Annotated in this window: 19 protein-coding genes; 12 read left to right on the forward strand and 7 right to left on the reverse strand. The window is 36.6% G+C overall.

Annotation, left to right across the window (positions count from 1 at the left end; all coding sequences use genetic code 11):
- Positions 1–39: 39 nt before the first annotated feature.
- Positions 40–378, reverse strand: a complete 339-nt coding sequence (locus G521_RS0100305) for a single-stranded DNA-binding protein (RefSeq protein WP_026896729.1) — start codon at positions 376–378, stop codon at positions 40–42.
- A gap of 180 nt (positions 379–558) precedes the next feature.
- Between G521_RS0100305 and G521_RS0100310 the strand changes: the two genes are divergently transcribed.
- Positions 559–912, forward strand: a complete 354-nt coding sequence (locus G521_RS0100310) for a hypothetical protein (protein WP_026896730.1) — start codon at positions 559–561, stop codon at positions 910–912.
- A gap of 56 nt (positions 913–968) precedes the next feature.
- Here G521_RS0100310 and G521_RS0100315 read toward each other — a convergent pair whose 3' ends face one another.
- From G521_RS0100315 to G521_RS0100325, 3 genes are all read right to left on the reverse strand, one after another.
- Positions 969–1,580, reverse strand: a complete 612-nt coding sequence (locus G521_RS0100315; RefSeq protein WP_026896731.1) for a c-type cytochrome — start codon at positions 1,578–1,580, stop codon at positions 969–971.
- Between the two features lie 270 nt (positions 1,581–1,850).
- The gene (locus G521_RS0100320; RefSeq protein ID WP_245580810.1) at positions 1,851–2,528 is read right to left on the reverse strand and encodes a YoaK family protein; all 678 of its coding nucleotides are present in this window, start codon (positions 2,526–2,528) and stop codon (positions 1,851–1,853) included.
- A 179-nt stretch (positions 2,529–2,707) separates the two neighbouring features.
- A complete protein-coding gene (locus tag G521_RS0100325) occupies positions 2,708–4,174 on the reverse strand; it encodes a M48 family metalloprotease (protein ID WP_026896733.1) in 1,467 nt (488 codons plus the stop codon).
- 243 nt (positions 4,175–4,417) lie between these two features.
- On the opposite strand from G521_RS0100325, the gene G521_RS0100330 reads away from it, so the two are divergent.
- The 5 genes from G521_RS0100330 to G521_RS0100355 all read left to right on the forward strand — a co-directional run bounded on the left by G521_RS0100330 (position 4,418) and on the right by G521_RS0100355 (position 10,792).
- The gene (locus G521_RS0100330; RefSeq protein ID WP_026896734.1) at positions 4,418–4,927 is read left to right on the forward strand and encodes a GNAT family N-acetyltransferase; all 510 of its coding nucleotides are present in this window, start codon (positions 4,418–4,420) and stop codon (positions 4,925–4,927) included.
- Positions 4,928–5,427: 500 nt separating this feature from the next.
- Positions 5,428–6,195, forward strand: a complete 768-nt coding sequence (locus tag G521_RS0100340; protein ID WP_051189323.1) for a LiaF transmembrane domain-containing protein — start codon at positions 5,428–5,430, stop codon at positions 6,193–6,195.
- A 67-nt stretch (positions 6,196–6,262) separates the two neighbouring features.
- The gene (locus tag G521_RS0100345) at positions 6,263–7,297 is read left to right on the forward strand and encodes a sensor histidine kinase (RefSeq protein WP_245580811.1); all 1,035 of its coding nucleotides are present in this window, start codon (positions 6,263–6,265) and stop codon (positions 7,295–7,297) included.
- Positions 7,298–7,305: 8 nt separating this feature from the next.
- Complete coding sequence (locus G521_RS0100350) at positions 7,306–8,046, forward strand: LytR/AlgR family response regulator transcription factor (protein ID WP_036677933.1); 741 nt, start codon at positions 7,306–7,308, stop codon at positions 8,044–8,046.
- 106 nt (positions 8,047–8,152) lie between these two features.
- The gene (locus G521_RS0100355) at positions 8,153–10,792 is read left to right on the forward strand and encodes a PAS domain S-box protein (protein WP_155975620.1); all 2,640 of its coding nucleotides are present in this window, start codon (positions 8,153–8,155) and stop codon (positions 10,790–10,792) included.
- Between the two features lie 26 nt (positions 10,793–10,818).
- Here the strand turns inward: G521_RS0100355 and G521_RS0100360 are convergent, their stop codons facing one another.
- Both G521_RS0100360 and G521_RS0100365 read right to left on the reverse strand, forming a co-directional pair.
- The gene (locus G521_RS0100360) at positions 10,819–11,706 is read right to left on the reverse strand and encodes a flavin reductase family protein (protein WP_026896739.1); all 888 of its coding nucleotides are present in this window, start codon (positions 11,704–11,706) and stop codon (positions 10,819–10,821) included.
- Between the two features lie 186 nt (positions 11,707–11,892).
- Positions 11,893–12,891 (reverse strand): fumarylacetoacetate hydrolase family protein, encoded by a 999-nt coding sequence (locus tag G521_RS0100365; RefSeq protein ID WP_026896740.1) that lies wholly within the window; start codon positions 12,889–12,891, stop codon positions 11,893–11,895.
- Between the two features lie 374 nt (positions 12,892–13,265).
- On the opposite strand from G521_RS0100365, the gene G521_RS0100375 reads away from it, so the two are divergent.
- The 3 genes from G521_RS0100375 (at position 13,266) to G521_RS16130 (ending at position 16,335) form a co-directional block, all read left to right on the forward strand.
- Positions 13,266–14,432 (forward strand): homogentisate 1,2-dioxygenase, encoded by a 1,167-nt coding sequence (locus tag G521_RS0100375; protein WP_026896741.1) that lies wholly within the window; start codon positions 13,266–13,268, stop codon positions 14,430–14,432.
- 80 nt (positions 14,433–14,512) lie between these two features.
- The gene (gene hppD / locus G521_RS0100380) at positions 14,513–15,637 is read left to right on the forward strand and encodes a 4-hydroxyphenylpyruvate dioxygenase (protein ID WP_026896742.1); all 1,125 of its coding nucleotides are present in this window, start codon (positions 14,513–14,515) and stop codon (positions 15,635–15,637) included.
- Between the two features lie 131 nt (positions 15,638–15,768).
- Positions 15,769–16,335: a GNAT family N-acetyltransferase gene (locus G521_RS16130; RefSeq protein ID WP_036677936.1), complete on the forward strand. Its 567-nt coding sequence runs from the start codon at positions 15,769–15,771 to the stop codon at positions 16,333–16,335.
- Positions 16,336–16,389: 54 nt separating this feature from the next.
- Here the strand turns inward: G521_RS16130 and G521_RS0100390 are convergent, their stop codons facing one another.
- A complete protein-coding gene (locus tag G521_RS0100390; protein ID WP_026896743.1) occupies positions 16,390–16,941 on the reverse strand; it encodes a type 1 glutamine amidotransferase domain-containing protein in 552 nt (183 codons plus the stop codon).
- 138 nt (positions 16,942–17,079) lie between these two features.
- Here G521_RS0100390 and purN point away from each other — a divergent pair, with 138 nt between their 5' ends.
- From purN to G521_RS0100410, 3 genes are all read left to right on the forward strand, one after another.
- Positions 17,080–17,661 (forward strand): phosphoribosylglycinamide formyltransferase, encoded by a 582-nt coding sequence (gene purN, locus G521_RS0100400; RefSeq protein ID WP_026896744.1) that lies wholly within the window; start codon positions 17,080–17,082, stop codon positions 17,659–17,661.
- 104 nt (positions 17,662–17,765) lie between these two features.
- The gene (gene purH / locus G521_RS0100405; RefSeq protein ID WP_026896745.1) at positions 17,766–19,292 is read left to right on the forward strand and encodes a bifunctional phosphoribosylaminoimidazolecarboxamide formyltransferase/IMP cyclohydrolase; all 1,527 of its coding nucleotides are present in this window, start codon (positions 17,766–17,768) and stop codon (positions 19,290–19,292) included.
- A gap of 160 nt (positions 19,293–19,452) precedes the next feature.
- Positions 19,453–20,475 (forward strand): rod shape-determining protein, encoded by a 1,023-nt coding sequence (locus G521_RS0100410; protein WP_026896746.1) that lies wholly within the window; start codon positions 19,453–19,455, stop codon positions 20,473–20,475.
- Positions 20,476–20,511: the final 36 nt, after the last annotated feature.

Here is a 20,511-nt window from a genome sequence, read left to right on the forward strand (position 1 = left end):
CAGCGTCTTTATTGATTTAAAAACGCTGATTAAATTATATTATTTTTTCTCAGACAGAAGGATAATTTCATTGACCAATACTTCCGTCACATATTTTTTCTGGCCATCTTTTGCAGTATAACTATGTGAGGTTAGCTTTCCTTCTACAGAAATTTCTTTCCCCTTTTGAATAAATTTCTCAGCGATTTCTGCTTGTTTTCCCCAAAAAACCAGCGAATGCCATTGCGTTTGCTCAATTTTTTCTCCGCTGGAATTGCGGTAATTTTCATTGGTGGCTATATTCAGGCGGACAACTTTTTTGTTCTCTGCTACAATTTTTACTTCGGGATTATTTCCTGCAAATCCCATCAAACGGACACTGTTTTTTAAAGTACTCATCGGCTTAAAAATTAGGGTTTAAATAAATTGAATAATTACTACGACAAACCAAAGTTGCAGCGCTCTGAGTAGTTTATTCGGAGTTTATCCGTGTATACTCGGATATATACGTTTGAATACGACTATAAACTTTTTGAGATATATTCTTTAGATTTATGTTGCAGCAGTAAATCATTACCTATGGAAAAACAATGTCTTGATTGTGAAAAACCTGTGAGAGGCCGTATTGATAAGAAATTTTGCGATGATCAATGCCGCAGTAATTACAATAATCGGTTGAAGAGTAAAAATCCAGACATTGTGAATTTCATCAATTCAATTTTAAAAAATAACAGAAAAATTCTGGAGAAATTAAACCCGGATGGTAAAACGAAACTATTAAAAAGCAAATTGCTTCAAGCAGGGTTTAATTTCGGATTTCATACGCACATTTATGAAACTCAAAAGGGTCTGATGTATATATTTTGTTATGAATACGGATATCTCGCTTTGGAAAAAGACTGGTATTTACTGGTTAAAAGAAATGAAATTTGAAAGTATCGGTAAAATCCTTGTACTACCAATTGCCTTAAATTTTATTGTATTATAAATTATTTTCGGGCCAAAACCGGCATATTTGGCTGCGGCACTACATTTTTAATGGGTTTAATTGATTTTAGATACGCGAAAATAGCAGACAATTCTTCATCCGTCATATTCTGATACATTTGCCAGGGCATTGGTGGTAAAAGCGTGCGGCCTGTTTCTAAACCTTTAAATTTCCCTTTCCTGATAGCAGTTAGAAAGTTCTCTTCCTTCCACATTCCGATACCGGTAGAATCTGGTGTTAGATTAGCTGCATAAGATACACCCCATGGGCCAACCCAGGAAGTTAAAGTTTGGGTAACCACAAGCCCCTTATTCTCCATATCTCGCCGATCCACATTTGGCGCTGGCATTTGGGAAGGATGCCCCGATAGAGCTAAAGAAAAATCAAGTTCAGGGCCATTAGCAGACATCTTTTTAGGAGTATGGCAATCATGACATCCAGCTATTAAAACGAGATGTTCCCCCAATTTTTCTTTGCTTTCAAAACCCTGATAAAGCGGCTTTTCGGATTCAGCTACGGCGACAGGGTCTTTATTCCCTTTGTCAGCGCACTGCGACATTAAAAATACACTTGCTCCAAATCCGATAAAAATAATGATGCTACTATTCTTCATACAGATAAGTTTAAATATTTCACATTAAAATTATCACTAATATCTATTTATAACAAACTGATAATTTATTGTGTAGAATAATCGCCTGATTGACAATTAGAAGAAAATCTGCAAATGGTCATTTACAGATCATTGAGCTATATTCCATTATACCTTGCCTCAAGGTCTACTGAGCTTTAAAATGAAATTAGATTTATATGAGAAAATTATTGCTATAAATAGTACTGATTTTTCACATATTCATTACCTAAAAATTCAGGTTAAATTTGTCTAACTTCTTGACATCAGCTTTCTTTTAAACAGATAAAAGCGATATCGTAGATTATCATAGATCAGAGCTATTATTAAGAAAAAGGAGGCAAACCAAAGTGTTTTTAAGCCAATGGCTTTAAACATGAATCCACCCAATACGCAACCCGTGAAAAAGAAAAATATGATAATTAGTCTTAAATAGATACTTCTCTTTAATTTTTTGATTTCAGCAAGTTTTCGATAAAAGAATAATTGTGATAACTCAATTCCTAAATCTGTAAAAAGTCCGGTTAAATGAGTTGTTCGAACTGTAGCCTGTGAAACCTGTGTGACTAAAGAATTTTGGATTCCCATAGAAAACAATAAAGCACAAGCTATGATTTGGCCTTCAAACGTAGAAAAAGAGGATTGATATCCAAATAATCCCAAAAAGATCAAAATTAAAATTTCAATCATCATGGGTCCCGAATGCGAAATTTGAGGCTTAGATCTTGAAACTATTTCAATCAGAAAATTAGAAACAAATGCGCCAAGAAGGAAAAACAAAATAAATATCAAAAAGATCAGAGCCGTTTCATAATTCTTGTTTACCAATTCTTCGGCAAAATATCCAAAATGACCTGTAACATTTGTAGTTAAAGTGTTAACCGCAAGAACTCCTGTAACATTGACTATTCCGGCAATAAAAGAAAGCATAGAAGCTAATCTTAAATTATGTAGGTAAGATCTGCTTTTTCCCCGGTGGCGAAACATTTCAATAAGTTTCAGCTAATTTACTGAAATGGATTGCCGGTTAACTGATATATAAAAAAATAAGGAATGCTGATTTATTTCAGCATTCCTTAATCAATAATAGTAATTTGATAAATTTAAAATTACTCTCCGATAACTTTTATTAAAGTTCCGGCTGCAACACTGTCTGTCAATTTCATTCCATTTAGAATTGCTAATTCATTCAAACGCTTATCTTCTGTTTTATAAAATTTCAAAATTTGTTGCAAGCTCTGCGCCTGACTAACTGTTTTCAATCTAACTCTTTCAGGCTTTTTGTTCAATTTTGCTGCATCTGTTAACACTTTAAAATTTTGCATTGCATTGGTAAACAACGGAGCATAATTATTAAAGTCATTAGACCCTGTTACACCAATCATCAAATAATTTAAATCGCCGTAATGAATAACGTAAGATAAAGTTCTAACCACCTGTTGGGATTGCTGTTGCTGCTGCTGAGCCTGCTCTGCTTTTACATCGGCCACCATTGCAATGGCATTTAAACCATTAACCGTAATTTGCTTTGATTCTAAAGCCTGTAAATTATACTGTTGTAAAACTCCGCTGGCGGCTTCCTGCAAAGTTTTACCTGGAGCTAAAGTTAACATCATCATGGCTTTACCATCTTTAGGGGCCATTTGAAAACGCTGTGGTGTATTTTGATATGCCCAATTAGTTGGAATAGGAAATTGAAATTTAAGAACAGGGTGATAAAACACATTGCTTTCTACAAAACCTTGTTTTGGATCTTCACCATAAACAATTCCATCTATTCTTTTTAGATACGTATTTCTGTTAATCTGTGCATTGGTTAGATTCAACTTCTGTTTCCATTCTGTAGCGGCTTTACTTACTGCAACATTACGGTCTCCGGGATTTGGGTGCGTAGACAGAAAGTTTGGAAGACCCTCATTTCCGCTAGCTGCTGATTGTCTCTCCAGAGTAGAAAAGAAACCTGCCATTTGCTGTGCATCAAATCCAATTTTAGATGAATATTCAACGCCCAATTGATCTGCTTCACGTTCGGCATCACGACCAAATTTCAGGAATAATAATCCAAGTCCCTGAGAAGCCTGCTCAGCGAACTGGGCAAAATCCGGAGCGATGATCATTCCGGCAATTAAGCCAATCTGGCTAAGAAGAACATTTCTTTGCTGGGCAACTGAATGACGTGCGGTAATATGTCCAATTTCATGTCCTAATACTCCTGCAAATTCAGCTTCATTATTAAAACTTGCCATAATTCCTCTGGTGAAGTAAACATATCCGCCGGGTACTGCAAATGCGTTTAATACATCAGAATCAACAATTTTAAATTCATACGCCAAATTTGGACGATGAGAAATAGCTGCCATTTTTTTGCCTTCTTCGGTAATAAAACTTTGAAGTGCTTTGTCCTCATACAAACCATATTGGGCTACAATCTGCGGATCTGCATCTTTACCCATTGCAATTTCCTGAGCCTCGGACATTAAAACAACTTGCTTTTTACCCGTAACAGGATTTACAGCACAGCTATTTATAAAAATAGAGGATACAGTAAAAAAGCTTATTAGAACGTATTTTTTCATTTTTTATATTGATTAGGGATGTTTAAATACCAAGCTCATTATTATTAAAAGATGAATATCTGCAAGATTAAAATAAGGTTTACAAAGATGATACCAAATGCACTTTGTATTTTTTGTTCTAATAGAATAGAAAAAATATGAACCATATATATACAATGATTTACCAGTTTCTATTTCTAATATCGCAGAATATATCTTTGTAAAATACTTTAAGCCCCTTAAAATATTTCTAAGGATAATCTCATGAAAAAAACACAATCTGAGCGTTTACTATTTGAACAATTTACTGTATATCAATTTGAATATTACATAAAATTATCAGGTGAATACGAAGTGATGAAATTTATTACCGGTAAAGCATTAAGCTTAGCAGAATCGGAAGAACGTTTTGCAAAAATGATTGAAACCAACCGTGAAAATCCGGAACTTGGTTTTTTTTCTGTAAGAAAAATTTCAGATCAGTCCTTTATCGGATTAGCCAAACTAATCAATCTTAAAAATAATCAACTGGAGATAGGTTATTCGCTGTTGCCTGAATTCTGGGGACAAGGATTTGCTTCGGAAATTGCAGACCACTTCATCAATTATTCTTTCAAATTTAAGCATGTAAAAGAAATTATTGGGGTGATAGATCCCGCCAACTCGGTATCAAAAAAACTTCTTATCAGCCGGGGATTTAAATTATACGATACGAATAAACCCGGTGAATCTGCTGCAGAATACTTAAAACTTAATATCTCTGCGAATAAGTGAATCTAATTTTATAAAATATCCTGATAACTACGTTGAACTATCCCCAATATTAAGGATCTTAAATACCAGCAAATCGATTAAAATCTCATAAAAAAAACCTGCTGAATTTACATACAGCAGGTCCATCTTCATGTGCTTAAAATAAAGTATCGGAACAAAAATTAAATATGGATATTTCCTGAATTAATCTATCAAAATACCATCACGCCCTTCGGATTTAAGCGTATTTTATATGCTCTTTATAACGGAAACTGTTATCCAGATGTTACGCAAAGTTTCAAAAATGTTTATATTCCTCTGATAAAATTAAGTAAAACTCTAACAAGCACCTTTCAAACCCTCATTTAATCAGCTAACATTCTTTTAAATTTAAATTGATTGCGATCATATAAAAATTTCACCGTTTTTTTCGTGTCGTTTACCGAGAACTTGTTGCATATTGCCTAAAGCATGTTGGTACTTACAGTTTATACATTTAGTTTAGATTAAAATTTTAGAACATGATGCACAACTTTAAAAACGCAGACAAAAAATCCGGCACAATGATCGTCGGACTTATATTATTAGGAATTGGCTGTTTACTTTTATTAAAGAGCTTTAATCTGATGTTCTTTCCGGGATGGATATTTAGCTTTCCCGTTGTTTTAATCGGAATCGGAACAATTATCGGCCTCCGCAAAGGATTCCGCAGACCTGCGCCTCAAATCCTCATAATTTTAGGAACTATTTTACTTGCACACAAAATTTTACCCGGCGATTCTGACCGCTTTATCTGGCCTGTTGCTATAATCGGAATCGGTTTATGGATTATTCTGAAACCTTCAAAATATTACGGTAAAGATTCTGATGCCTGGGATAAGCGGGTAGATCAGTCTGACCCTCTTTCAGATTCTGCCGATTATCAATTTGATAATAAAAACCAGAATTCTTTCCAGGAGCGTTTAGATGCAGTTTCTATATTTGGTGGTGTTAAAAAAAATATCACGTCCAAAAATTTTAAAGGAGGAGATATTGTAAATATTTTTGGCGGTTCTGAAATCAATTTAACGCAGGCAGATATTAACGGAACAATCAGACTGGAAGTTGTACAAGTTTTTGGTGGCACCAAAATCATTCTTCCTGCCAACTGGACTATTCACTCAGAGATGGCAGCCATATTTGGTGGCATCGAGGATAAGCGTCCGGTTCAAACAGCTGCCAATCCCGACAAAGTATTAATTATAGAAGGAGTTTCAATTTTCGGAGGAATTGATATCAGAAGCTTTTAATTAAGTTTCAGGTATCAAAATAACAGATAAGCAAATTGTAATATTATTCCATCTTAATTAGCAGGTTTTGACAAACATTAACATTCATAAATTAATCAGCATATTATCAATATATGTTGTGGCCTGTATTTTTAGTCTGTTCCAGTTTTTAATTTTAATCTGGTTCGGGTTCAGCATGCGGGTTGCTGCGTTTGATAGCATAATCAGCATCCTTCTGCTTTTCACTGCAAGTCTTCTGGTAACCAATACTCTCAAATACTATCTCCCGCAGCGAAACAAATATGTCTATATCTTAATCTGGTGTATTTTAATTTCAGCAGTCTGGCTGTTTATTTCACATTACCTGCTTAATTATTTGCTTACAGAAGATCCGTCTTACAGAGTTTTCATGTATAAATCTTTGCCCGTAAGATTTTCAGTTGGCTTGTTGATTATCTGCCTGATGGCCCTGATCAGAGTTTTTCTATATACTCAAATGGATCAGAAAGAAATGGAGCAACGTAAAGCCGAATCTGAGAAACTTGCCCGGGATGCAGAATTATATAATCTAAGACAACAACTTCAGCCGCACTTTCTGTTTAACAGCTTAAATTCTATAACAGCTTTAATTGGTAGCAGGCCTGATGAAGCCCGAAAGATGATTCATCAGCTTTCAGATTTTTTAAGAGGAACGTTAAAAAAGGAAGATCAGCAGCCGGTTAGTCTGGCAGAGGAACTGGAGCACTTACAATTGTATCTGGAAATTGAAATGGTTCGTTTCGGGCATCGTTTAACAACAGAAATCATTGCAGATGAAGCTTGTAGCAAAATGCTGATTCCGCCGATGCTTTTACAGCCAATTGTAGAAAATGCAATTAAATTTGGTTTATATGACACCACCGGAATTGTCAGCATCAAAATAATTGCAAGCTGTGTTCAGAATCAGCTTCACGTAAGTGTTCAAAATCCGTTTGATCCGGAAACCAGCCGGCCTAATCATGGAACCGGCTTTGGTTTAAGCGGCGTTAAAAGAAGATTACATTTATTATTTGGTTATACCGATTTGTTGGAAACAAACTCTGATAGCCATATATTTACTACCACAGTAAAAATTCCACAATAAAAATCCACATGCGAGTAATTATAATAGACGATGAACCTTTGGCAAGAATGGTTATTAAAGATTATCTGGCTTCCTATCCTCAGGTAGAACTTTTACAGGAATGCAACGATGGTTTTGAAGGTGTAAAAGCCATCGCTCAGCATCAGCCCGATTTGATTTTTTTAGATATTCAAATGCCCAAAATAAATGGCTTTGAAATGCTCGAACTGATTGATGAACCGCCAGCCGTTATTTTTACAACTGCATTTGATGAATACGCCATAAGAGCATTTGAAGAACATGCGGTGGATTATCTTTTAAAGCCCTTTAGCAAGCAACGATTTGACAAGGCAATGAGTAAATGGATTGAACAGCATCAAAACACAGAAACTGCTCAGAACACCCGTCAACTGCTGGAAAATCTGCCCTCTGCTTCTCCTAAAAATGAAAGGGTTGTTGTTAAAACCGGCACCAAAATCAAAATCATTCCGGTTAAAGATATTCTGTATTTAGAAGCCGATGATGACTATGTAAAAATTCATACTTCAGAAGGTTCTTTTCTTAAAAATAAAACCATGGCCTATTTTGAGCAGATGCTTGATCCGGGAGAATTTATCAGAGTACACCGCTCTCACATGATTCGCATCCAGGAAATAACCCGAATCGACCCATACGAAAAAGAAAATCACATCGCCATTTTAAAATCGGGTTTGAAAGTACCTGTAAGTAAAACTGGGTATGGCAAATTAAAACAAAGCTTAGGTTTGTAAAATTTTTAAATATTAAGCAGATAAAATACAATAACTATTACTATAATTACTGCGTAAGAGGTACTTGCTATTATTGTAATTGTTCCAATTAATTGGGGAGAATAAATTGGAGACAAAAAATGTGATTTCAAGCGGAATTTCCGGTGAATTTAAGTTATTATTTAACCTTTCACAGGATATGATCTGCGTTATGAATGCAGATGCATGTGTTCTAGAGGTTAATCAAAAATTTAAAGAGATTGTAGGTTTTACAGCGGCAGAGCTGCCCTGTAATGCGTTAAACTACCTCCTTCTTTCTGAAGATTACTATCCTGTACTAAATCGGATTAATACTGCTCACCCAGAAAAACAGTTCAGTTTTTTAACCAGCATATTTTGCGCTGATAACACATATAAAAAGGCTGAGTGTTTTGCAGTTAAAAATCCAAACGGACAAATCATTCTGAGCTGGAGATTATCCGGGTCCGAAAAAAGTTCAGTTATTGAACAAAATCAAGCAAAAATTCCTAATAAAAATTTGACCGAACCTGAAAACATCAATGAAAGGCGGTTTAAAGTTTTAGTACAAAACGGCTCTGATCTTTTGGGAATTCTGACTGTGGAAGGAGAATACAAATACGTCAGTCCTTCGGTTAGTCATATTTTAGGGAATGATCCTGAATTCTACATTGGTAAAAATGCATTCGAATTTATACATCCCGAAAGTATTGACTATCTCTTAAAGGAATTTGAGACCATTAAAGATCATTATAAAATAGAATTAAAGCCCTACAGGTTTTTAGATTCTGATGGCAACTGGCGCTGGCTTGAAACCGTAGTTACCAATTTACTTAATGACCCGGCTGTAAACGGAATTGTAGTCAATTCAAAAGATATAACAAGCAAAAAAGAATTTGAAGATGAAAAAAAGCAAATTTCTGGCCGCTTAGATAATGTACTTGAGAATTTCACAGATGGCTTGTTCATAATTAGTAAAGACTGGAAAATTACTTTTTTCAATCCTGCAGCACAGAAAATACTTAGAATACCAGCTGATAAATTTATAAACGCTGATTACTTCGACATTTTTCCGGAAGCTGTTAATCTTAAATTTTATAGAGAATACAAACGTGCTTACGAGCAAAATGTAAGTGTAAATTTTCAGGAGTTTAATCCCGTATTAAACAGGTGGTTTGAGGTTAATGCGTATCCATACGATAATTCTCTTACCGTTATTTTTAGAGATATTACTGAATTAAGAAATAAAGAGCTAACTCTTGCCCTGGAAAAGGAGGTTCTTGAAATGAACATTTTCTCCAGGTTCAATTTAAAAGAAGCAGTAGATCATTTATTAAAAGGCATAGAGAATATTTATCCCGGAATGATTTGCTCTGTATTAAAACTTGACCCCGAAGGCAAAAAAGTTTATCATCTTTCCTCACCCTCTCTTCCTCAGGAATATATAGACCTGATAAACGGGTTAGAAATAGGCCCTGATTCCGGCTCTTGTGGAACTGCAGCATTTCTAAAAAAAGAAATTATTGCTGACGATATAGAAAATAATCCCTGCTGGCAAAACTATAAACATATAGTAATTCCTTTAGGATTAAAATCCTGCTGGTCTTTCCCGATTATTACCTCAGATGGAAAAGTGATAGCAACATTTGGCGTATATCATTCGGCGATAAAAGCCCCTTCTGATTTGGAGGTAAAAGCGTTTGAAAGAGTTAGTACTATTTTACAATTGCTCTTGGAAAACGATAAAAACCAAAAAGAAATTGAAGTTAGTAATGAGCGGTATAAATACACTATAGCCGCAACCAATGATACCATTTGGGATTGGGATATGGTTTCAAAACAGCTTTACCGAGGAAAAGGATTTGAAAAATTTTTCAATCATGACATCGGTGTAGAAAATGAAATTTCTAAAAATTGGGAATTTAACATACATCCCAAGGACCGGCAGCGAATTATAAACAGCCTGGAGGAAGTTGTTAATAATCCTGAAAAAATTAAATGGAGCGAAGAATATAGATTTAAAAAGATAGATGGAACCTATGCAACCATACTGGATAAAGGCTATGTAATCCGAGATTCTAATAAGCAGGCCATACGAATGGTTGGAGCAATGCAGGATATTACGGAGCGCAGAAAAAACACCGAAGAACTGCGTCAGTCGGAAGAAAACTATAAAATGTTATTCTCAAGTAATCCCACTCCAATGTGGACTTATGATCTTGGAGCCGGAAAATTTTCTATGGTGAATGATGCGGCACTTGCATTATACGGATATACACGGGAAGAATTTTTATCACTCGATTTATTTTCTATCCGGGTTGAAGAAGAACACGCCCGCTTGAGGAAGCAGTTGAATTCGAAAGCCTTTCATGAGGATTATACTTTTACCAGCGAATGGAAATACATCAAAAAGGATAAAACCATTGTGATTGTTGAAGTGATTTCTAACTATTTTGAAATTAATGGAGGCAAATACAGACTGGTTGCCATTAAAGATGTAACTGAACAAAAAAATGCGCAGATTGAGATCACTGAACAAAACACAAGACTGCGTGAAATTGCCCAAATCAGCTCTCATGAATTTAGAAAACCGGTTGCCAGTATATTAGGACTTGTAAAATTATTCGATAGAGAGAATTTAAACTCGAAATTTAATGCAGAGATTATTGACTATCTGGAAATAACTGCCAATGATTTGGATACGGTAATTCACACCATAGTTAAGAAAACCTGGAAAGAAGAGAACTAAATAACAATCTTTTTTCAGGCTTGAATTTAACTCATTAGAATACTCCATGCAGTTTGAACATCTCCTTTTTCCAAAAAATCTTTGGCAAAAGAATGAAGCTTTAACTCCCGATCTGGAGAATTCTCAACAAGACCTTTTAAAAAATCATGCACTTGCGGATTCTTATTACATTCTTCAATTTCCTGCAGGGAAGGTAAATGTTCAACATTTCCCAACTGACCCAGATTATTGCCGGTGAGTATTTTAGAATATCTGATGTTCTCCGGAAGGGAATCAACACCAATGCCAATTGTTCTTACGGGCTTTGCAACCTTAAACAAATTCTCTTTGGTTACTCGGCAATACCAATCGCCTCCCAAGCGGGCCACCAGATCAATTTTTTCCTGATTTATTTTACCATCGGCATCCAAAATTTCTTCATTAATATGGATCAATTTAATTTCAGCCAGTATCAAATTTCCGGCTCCCGCATTTTTCCCAAGAGAAATAACATCATTCACTACACATTCAAACTGAACCGGTGCCTCGGCCACACGCGGTGGTTTAACCAGTTCTGACTTTAATTCAGTAAAACCTGCTTTTTGAAATTCATTAATCCCTTTTGAGTATTCCACACTTGCCAGTGATGTTTGCTGAACCATATCATAATTTACAATATTGATCACGCATTCCGGCACTTCCAGTACATTTTCAAGAGTATGTTTTGTTGTATTATCACGAACTCTCCTTGCGGGAGAAAAAATACAAACCGGAGGATTGGTACTAAACATATTGAAAAAACTGAAAGGACTCAGATTTACATTTCCGGATTTATCAATAGTGGAAGCAAAACAGATGGGACGTGGAGCAATGGCATATTGCAAATAATTTTGCAACTCGGCAGTGCTAAGGTCAGAAATTTTAAGGCTAAGCATGAATGTAATTTTTCCTAATTGGACATTGATGAACTAACTGGCTTTCCGGTTTTGTCAATGTAATATCTCCCCCGGAATTAATACAGAATATATTATTGACAGCATTTTCTTTCAAAAAAACTTATCATAATATATCCTGTAAAGAGGCCCGGAATCCTGACGATGGTAATTTATATGGATAAATGATTAATTTTTCTTCAGGGCCATTATTGAAAAATCACTCTCTGATTTTCTAATAGTATTACTTAAGTGACCTAATCCGGTAATTTCCATTTCTACAACGTCACCCGGCTGAAGCCACTGTGGTTTAAAGTTGGGATCATTTAACAATCCGGTTCCGTTTAATTCTAAAAAGCAACCCGTACCTACCGTACCAGAACCTATAACATCACCCGGTAAAATATCTACACCATAAGCGCAGCGTTCAATTATTTCAGCAAAAGTCCAGTCCATATCTCCTACCGAGCCGGAAGAAACTTCAATTCCGTTTACCCAGCATTTCATTTTAAGATCGTAGCGGTTTCCAACATGACCTTCCTTTGCAGCAACTTTATAAGGCTCAAGTTCATCAGGTGTAACCAACCACGGACCAATAACGGTAGAAAAATCTTTACCTTTTGCAGGGCCCAGATTTAAAACCATTTCTTCCATTTGCAGAGCACGGGCACTCATATCATTCATGATCATATATCCTGCAATGTATTGGTCGGCTTCTGAAGCTTTAATATTGCGTCCTTTTTTACCTATAACTACTGCGGCTTCCAGCTCAAAATCAAGTTTCTGAAAATGATCCGGCATACATTCTATATCGCCGGGCCCTTGTATAGCATTATGATTAGTAAAATAAAAGATTGGATATTGGTCGAATTCTGGAATCATATCTACTTTACGGTTGCGGCGGGCAGAAGCCACATGCTGACGAAAAGCATATCCATCACGACAAGATGTTGGATGAGGTACAGGGGCTAACAGTTCGAAAAATATTTCTTCCTTTGCTTCCAGCTTTCCTGACAAAATTTCTTCATTTACTTTCTTTGCCCTTTCCATCAGTTCCTCACCACCGGTCAGAAATTCATTCATAGCATCAGGAATCAATTTATCGCATGAATTGAGGTTAAAAATATGCCCGTTAACCGAGATACCTAAATGTTCACGGTCTTCTGTTTTATAGGAAACTAATTTCATATGGGTTAATTAAGTAAATATCTTTTTCAAAACTAAGAAAAAAATAAAGCTTAGCTAACCCGCCGCCTGTATATTGAAAATCTTTTAATAGGATTTCAATCCCATTTACAAAATTAAAATCGGGTGTAAAACCCGACCTAATTTCAATAAAAAGTATACCTTAGCATGGCATAATGAACCAATCAAATTATCATCTTCAATATATAATTTCAGCGAATGCATTGGCAGCTTTCAGATATGCCATGCTTTCTAAGATTGTTTTCGCCCAATATTCTTTTTCCTGCATTACCTTCCGGACGATAGTCTAAAACACCTTATCAAATATTTTATCGTTAATTTTATGAATGATTTTACAAATTCATTAAACTAGTTTTATGCCTATATATCATACATTAGGTACCATTCCGCATAAGCGACATACGGTTTTTCGTAAACCCAATGGCGAATTGTATGCCGAGGAACTGGTATCTACAGAAGGTTTTTCCAGTTTATATTCACTGGTTTACCATACCCATCCTCCCACAATAGTAAAATCTCTGGGCGAGCCGTATTCGGTGGAACCAAAAATTGCAAGGGAAAAACATCTTCGCCACACCAGTCTTATAGGTTTTAACATTCAGCCAGAAGATGATTATCTCGAAAGCCGTAAACCTGTATTGGTAAATGCAGATCTCCATATATCGCTGGCTGCCCCACGTAAATCTATGACTGATTATTTTTACAAGAACAGCCAGGCAGATGAAGTGATTTTTATTCATGAAGGAACGGGGACATTGAAAACAGGCTTTGGAAAAATCCGTTTCGCATATGGCGACTACCTGGTAATTCCCCGGGGCACAATTTATCAAATGGAATTTGATACTGAGAAAAACAGGCTTTTTATCACAGAAAGTTTCAGCCCTATCCGCACTCCCAAGCGTTACAGAAACGAATGGGGACAATTAATGGAACATTCGCCATTTTGCGAACGTGATATTAAACGACCAACAGATCTGGAAACAATTGATGAATTCGGGAATTTTAAAGTACTCATAAAAAAGCAGGGTATAATTTATCCGTATACATATGGCACTCATCCATTTGATTTTATCGGCTGGGATGGTTTTCATTATCCCTGGGCTTTTTCAATCCATGATTTTGAGCCCATAACAGGAAGAGTTCATCAGCCGCCTCCGGTACATCAAACTTTAGAGGGTCATAACTTTGTGATCTGCTCCTTCGTTCCCCGTAAATATGATTACCATCCGGAAGCAATTCCTGCACCTTACAATCACAGCAATGTAGACAGCGATGAGGTATTGTACTACGTTGACGGCGACTTTATGAGCCGGAAAAGTGTGGTGAAAGGTCAAATCACCTTGCATCCCGGCGGGATTCCGCATGGACCGCATCCGGGTACGGTAGAAAAATCAATAGGTAAAGAACGGACTGAAGAATTAGCCGTTATGATAGATCCTTTTAAGCCTTTGATGCTGACAGATTATGCAATCAGCATAGAAGATGAAAATTATCATAAAAGCTGGCAGGAGAATGTGGAATAAGAGATCCTTATAAAAGCAAGAAAAATATATTCAAAAACGTAGGTCTAAATGCAAAGTACCTGGTACTAAATAGTAATAAAATGGAAACACAATCAGCAGAAACAAAAACTCAAATCACCGATTTTTTACCCTTAAACGGTACTGATTTCGTTGAATTATATGTTGGAAATGCCAAACAGGCGGCTCATTTTTATAAAACAGCTTTCGGTTTCCAGAGTATGGCGTACGCCGGACCGGAAACGGGGGTAAAAGACCGTGCTTCATATGTTCTTGTGCAAAACAAAATGCGTCTGGTGCTGACTACGCCATTAAAGCCAGATCATGAAATCAGCGCTCATTTAACAAAGCATGGCGATGGCGTTAAGATTATAGCTTTATGGGTTGACGACGCTTATGATGCATTCGAACAAACCATAAAACGTGGTGCACGCCAGTATATGGAACCAAAAACGTTAACAGATGAGCATGGTGAAATCCGCATGAGCGGAATTTACACCTACGGCGAAACTGTTCATTTATTTATAGAAAGAAAAAATTATTCGGGACCATTTATGCCCGGATATAAAAAGTGGGAAAGTCATTATAACCCGGAGCCGGTTGGATTGCTTTACGTAGATCATTGCGTAGGAAATGTGGGCTGGAACCAGATGAACAAATGGGTAAAGTTTTACGAAGATGTAATGGGCTTTCGTAACATTTTAACTTTTGATGATAAGCAGATTTCTACAGAATATTCTGCCTTAATGAGTAAAGTAATGAGTAATGGAAATGGATATGTTAAATTTCCAATTAATGAACCGGCTGAAGGCAAAAAGAAATCGCAGGTAGAAGAATACCTTGATTTTTATGGCGATGAAGGTGTTCAGCATGTGGCCATTGCAACTCATAATATTGTAGATACCGTAACACAGCTTCAAAACCGCGGAGTTGAATTTTTAAAAGTTCCGAATACCTATTATGATGATCTTGAAGCCCGTGTTGGAAAAATTGATGAAGATGTAGAACCATTAAAAGAACTTGGAATTTTGGTTGACCGCGATGATGAAGGATATCTTCTACAGATCTTTACCAAACCGATAGAAGATCGGCCAACATTATTTTTCGAAATAATACAACGTAAAGGAGCAAAATCGTTCGGAGCCGGAAACTTCAAAGCACTTTTTGAAGCTTTGGAACGTGAGCAGGATGCCCGGGGGAACCTATAACAACCCTAATTAGTGAAACTTCTATTTTCTGTAATCATTTTTGTCCTGAAGGTATTCCCAACGATCTGAAATGATTACAGAAAATAAATAATACCAAAAATTATCCTCTTAGAAATTTAGCTTTTAAAACCATGCTTCCCGAACTTCAGACTTTCAGAACCTGTTTAAAACCGCTAAATTTTTCGCATGCCCCTCAAATTTTCGATCTTCGTTCCAATACCGAAGTAATGCGGTATATGGATTCTGAAAGTTGCCGCAATCTGGAAGATGCTGAAATGTTTATTTGCCGGCAAATCGAAGCCAATAAAGAAAATGAAGGAGCCAACTGGGGGATTTTTTTAAGAGATTCAGCGCAGCTAATTGGCTATGCCGGATTTTGGAGGATAAATAAAGAACATTTCAGGGGAGAATTTGGCTATGCTCTTCACCCCGATTTCTGGAGAACCGGCTTGATGCTGGAAGTTCTGAACGACATCGCCTGTTATGGGTTTAAAAATCTGGGGCTTCATAGTATAGAGGCCAATATAAATCCTAAAAATTCGGCTTCGGCCGGTTTACTATTAAAGCTTGGATTTAAGCTTGAAGCTCAATTTTCCGAGAATTTTTATTTCAATGGCATTTTTCATGATAGTCATATCTATTCATTACTGGAAAAAAACTTTATTCAATCCTGCATTAATGAAAAATCTGAAACATAAAAATGCCGGAAAAAATCTGTTTAATTAAACAAACATTTCCCGGCAATAGATCTGCTAATGCTGAGGAACTCCTGCAGCAAATTCCTTAACAATTTTTGCGTTAAAAGCCGGCAAATCCTCAGGTGAACGACTGGTAGTCAAGCCCTGATCTGTTACCACTTCTTCATCCACCCAGTTTCCGCCTGCATTAAGTAAATCTGTTTTAACAGAAGGAAAAGAAGTCATTTTTCTCCCTTTAACAACACCTGCTTCGATTAAAGTTTGTGGCCCGTGGCAGATTGCCGCTACCGGTTTCCCTGCATCAAAAAAATCTTTTACAAATTTTACTGCTTCTTTATTCCCTCGAAGCTGATCCGGGTTGATCACTCCTCCGGGCAGTAAAAGTCCATCGTAATTTTCTGCCTTTGCTTCAGAAAGAGTTACATCTACACTATAATTCTCTGACCATTCATGATCTTTCATTGCTCTAACCTTATCCTTTTGAGGAGAAATTATATGCACCGTAGCGCCGGCCTCTTCCAAAGCCCTTTTTGGACTGATCAATTCTGATTCTTCAAATCCATTTTCGGTTAAAATGGCAATTTTTCTATTTTTCAATATTTCCATAAGTAGTAAATTTTAAAGTATTCGCTCCATAAACTACATTGCATAAAGCCGAATTGTTTATTAAAACCATATTTTATTGGGTTTTCATTTTGATGAACCTCACAAAATAATATCTTTGATGAAGTTAAAATCTCAAGTTTGAAGAAACACATCGCTATTTTCGCATCAGGTTCTGGTTCCAATGCCCAGAAAATAATGGAGTATTTCAAAAAGCATCCGGAGGCGGAAGTAACCCTCGTTTTAACCAACAATCCGGAGGCCTATGTTTTACAGCGTGCTGATAATTTCGAAATCCCTTCCCATATTTTTGACAGGAATGAATTTTATCATACAGACAATATTGTAAATCTTCTTAAAAACCTGCAGATAGACATTGTTATCCTTGCGGGATTTCTGTGGCTCATTCCTCAAAATTTATTAAAAGCTTTCCCCAATAAAATCATCAATTTGCACCCGGCATTACTTCCAAAATATGGCGGTAAAGGTATGTACGGAGATAAAGTGCATACTTCTGTTCTGGAGGCCGGCGAAACCGAATCAGGAATTACCATTCATTTTGTGAATGAAAATTTTGATGAAGGAGAAATCATCCATCAATCCCGGTTTCATATTGATAAAAACGATGATTTGAAAATGGTTAAATTCAAGGGACAGCAGCTGGAACACCTCCATTATCCAAAAGTGATTGAAAATCTTTTAAAAAAAATGAAAGAGATCTAATCTAATAATTCTTAAAATTCTCAGAAATTCAGAAGCAGTTCTGGCTATAAACGCTAAAAATCTGATCAAAAAACCTATCTTTGCGGCTCCAAATAAAATTTCCGATGAGCCATCCTGTAAAGATTAAAAACGCTTTAATATCCGTTTATTATAAAGATAATCTGGAGCCATTAGTGCTTCAGCTTCAAAAACTCGGAGTTACAATTTATTCTACCGGCGGAACAGAAAAATTTATCCGCGACCTTGGGGTTGAAGTTATTGCCGTAGAAGATCTTACCGGCTATCCGTCTATTTTAGGTGGCAGAGTGAAAACTTTACATCCAAAAGTTTTCGGCGGAATTTTAACCCGCAGAAACCATAAAACTGATAATGCGCAAATCTCAGAATACGAAATTCCGGAAATCGACCTGGTTATTGTAGATCTATATCCATTTGAAGAAACGTTAAAATCGGGAGCTTCAGAAGAAGATATTATTGAAAAGATTGATATTGGCGGAATATCGCTTATTCGTGCCGCAGCCAAGAACTTCCAGGATGTGGTCATTTTATCTTCCAAAGATGATTATCAAAAATTAAGCGATATTTTAACTGAGAATCAGGGTTACACTACTTTATCAGACCGTAAGAATTTTGCCCGTCAGGCATTCAATGTATCATCTCATTATGATACTACTATATTTAATTATTTTAATACCGAGGAACCTTTATCAGTTTTTAAATACAGCGAACAGAAGGCAAACATCCTGCGGTATGGAGAAAACCCTCATCAGAAAGGATACTTTTATGGCGATCTGGAGGCTATGTTCGAAAAACTGAATGGAAAGGAACTTTCATATAACAACCTGGTTGATGTAGATGCAGCTGTTGCATTAATAGATGAATTTACTGAACCTACATTTGCTATTTTGAAGCATACAAATGCCTGCGGAATTGCAAGCAGAACCAGCATTTTAGAAGCATGGAAAGATGCTTTAGCCTGTGATCCGGTTTCGGCTTTCGGAGGCGTGCTGATCAGCAACAGGGAAATTGACCAAACTACGGCATCAGAAATTAATTCTTTATTTTTCGAAGTACTTATTGCACCTTCATTTACCGCAGAAGCTCAGGCTATTCTTTCGGCTAAAAAAAATCGCATCTTATTAAAAAGAAATAACGTACAAATGCCAGCGGTGCAATTTAAAAATTTACTGAATGGTGTTATTGTACAGGATAAAGATTTACAGATTGAAGGAATCGAGCAAATGAGCCCTGTAACAGACCGGAAACCTACAGATCAGGAGTATGAAGACCTGGTTTTTGCCAATAAGCTGGCAAAACACAGCAAGTCAAATACAATTGTATTGGTAAAAAATGCATGCCTCACTGCGAGCGGAGTGGGTCAGACATCAAGGGTTGATGCTTTACAACAGGCAATTTCTAAAGCAAAATCATTTGGATTTAGCCTAAACGGTTGCGTAATGGCCTCTGACGCATTTTTCCCTTTCCCTGATTGCGTTGAAATTGCTGCAAAAGCCGGAATTACAATGGTTGTACAGCCGGGAGGATCTATTAAAGACAAAGAATCAATTGATATGGCCAACAGTAAAGGCATAGGCATGGTCACTACAGGAGTCAGACATTTTAAACATTAATTCAGCATCGCGAAGCTTAATTTTTAGAATATCCGTTAAATAGATTCGTTAGAATCAGGGTTTGAAAATATATGTAAATAATTGCGCTATAACTGCAGTAATAACATAGGATTACCAAAAAGAAATTAACTTTGCATACATTTTACAATAGAATTCACAAATGGGTTTATTTAACTGGTTTACACAAGAAATAGCAATCGATTTAGGTACTGCAAATACCCTTATAATACATAATGATAAAGTTGTAGTTGACGAACCGTCAATTGTTGCTTTTGACCGTACAACCAATAAAATTATCGCGATAGGAAGACAAGCCATGCAGATGGAAGGTAAAACGCACGATAATATCCGTACGGTTAGACCTTTGAAAGATGGTGTTATTGCTGATTTTAATGCGGCAGAACACATGATTCGCGGCATGATCAAAATGATCAACAACGGAAAAGGATGGTTTTTCCCATCTTTACGTATGGTTATTTGTATCCCTTCCGGAATTACCGAAGTGGAAAAACGTGCCGTAAGAGATTCTGCCGAAATTGCCGGAGCAAAAGAAGTATACCTCATCCATGAGCCGATGGCAGCAGCTGTAGGAATTGGAATTGATGTTGAAGAACCTATGGGAAACATGATCATTGACATCGGCGGTGGTACTACAGAGATTGCTGTAATTGCTCTTTCGGGAATTGTGTGTGATCAATCTATCCGCGTTGCCGGAGATAATTTCGACAGTGATATTGTTCAGTACATCCGCCGCCAGCATAATATTATGATTGGTGACCGTACTGCTGAGAAAATAAAAATTGAAGTGGGATCTGCATTACCAGAACTTTCTGATCCGCCTGCAGATTTCGCTGTTCAGGGACGTGACCTGATGACCGGCGTACCCAAGCAGATTACCGTATCCTATACTGAGATTGCTCATTGTTTAGATAAATCAATTTCAAAAATTGAGGAAGCAATTTTAAAAGCATTGGAGATAACTCCCCCAGAGTTATCAGCAGATATTTACCAAACCGGAATTTATCTTACAGGCGGAGGGGCATTATTGCGTGGTTTGGATAAGCGTGTAGCTTCAAAAACTAAACTTCCGGTACATGTTGCCGAAGATCCTTTGCGTGCTGTAGTACGCGGAACAGGAATTGCGCTTAAAAACATTCATGGCTTTAAATTCTTAATGCAGTAAAAAGATTTGAGATACGAGGTTTGAGATTTGAGATTT

The sequence above is a fragment of the Daejeonella oryzae DSM 19973 genome (assembly GCF_000422945.1).
GTDB lineage: Bacteria > Bacteroidota > Bacteroidia > Sphingobacteriales > Sphingobacteriaceae > Daejeonella > Daejeonella oryzae.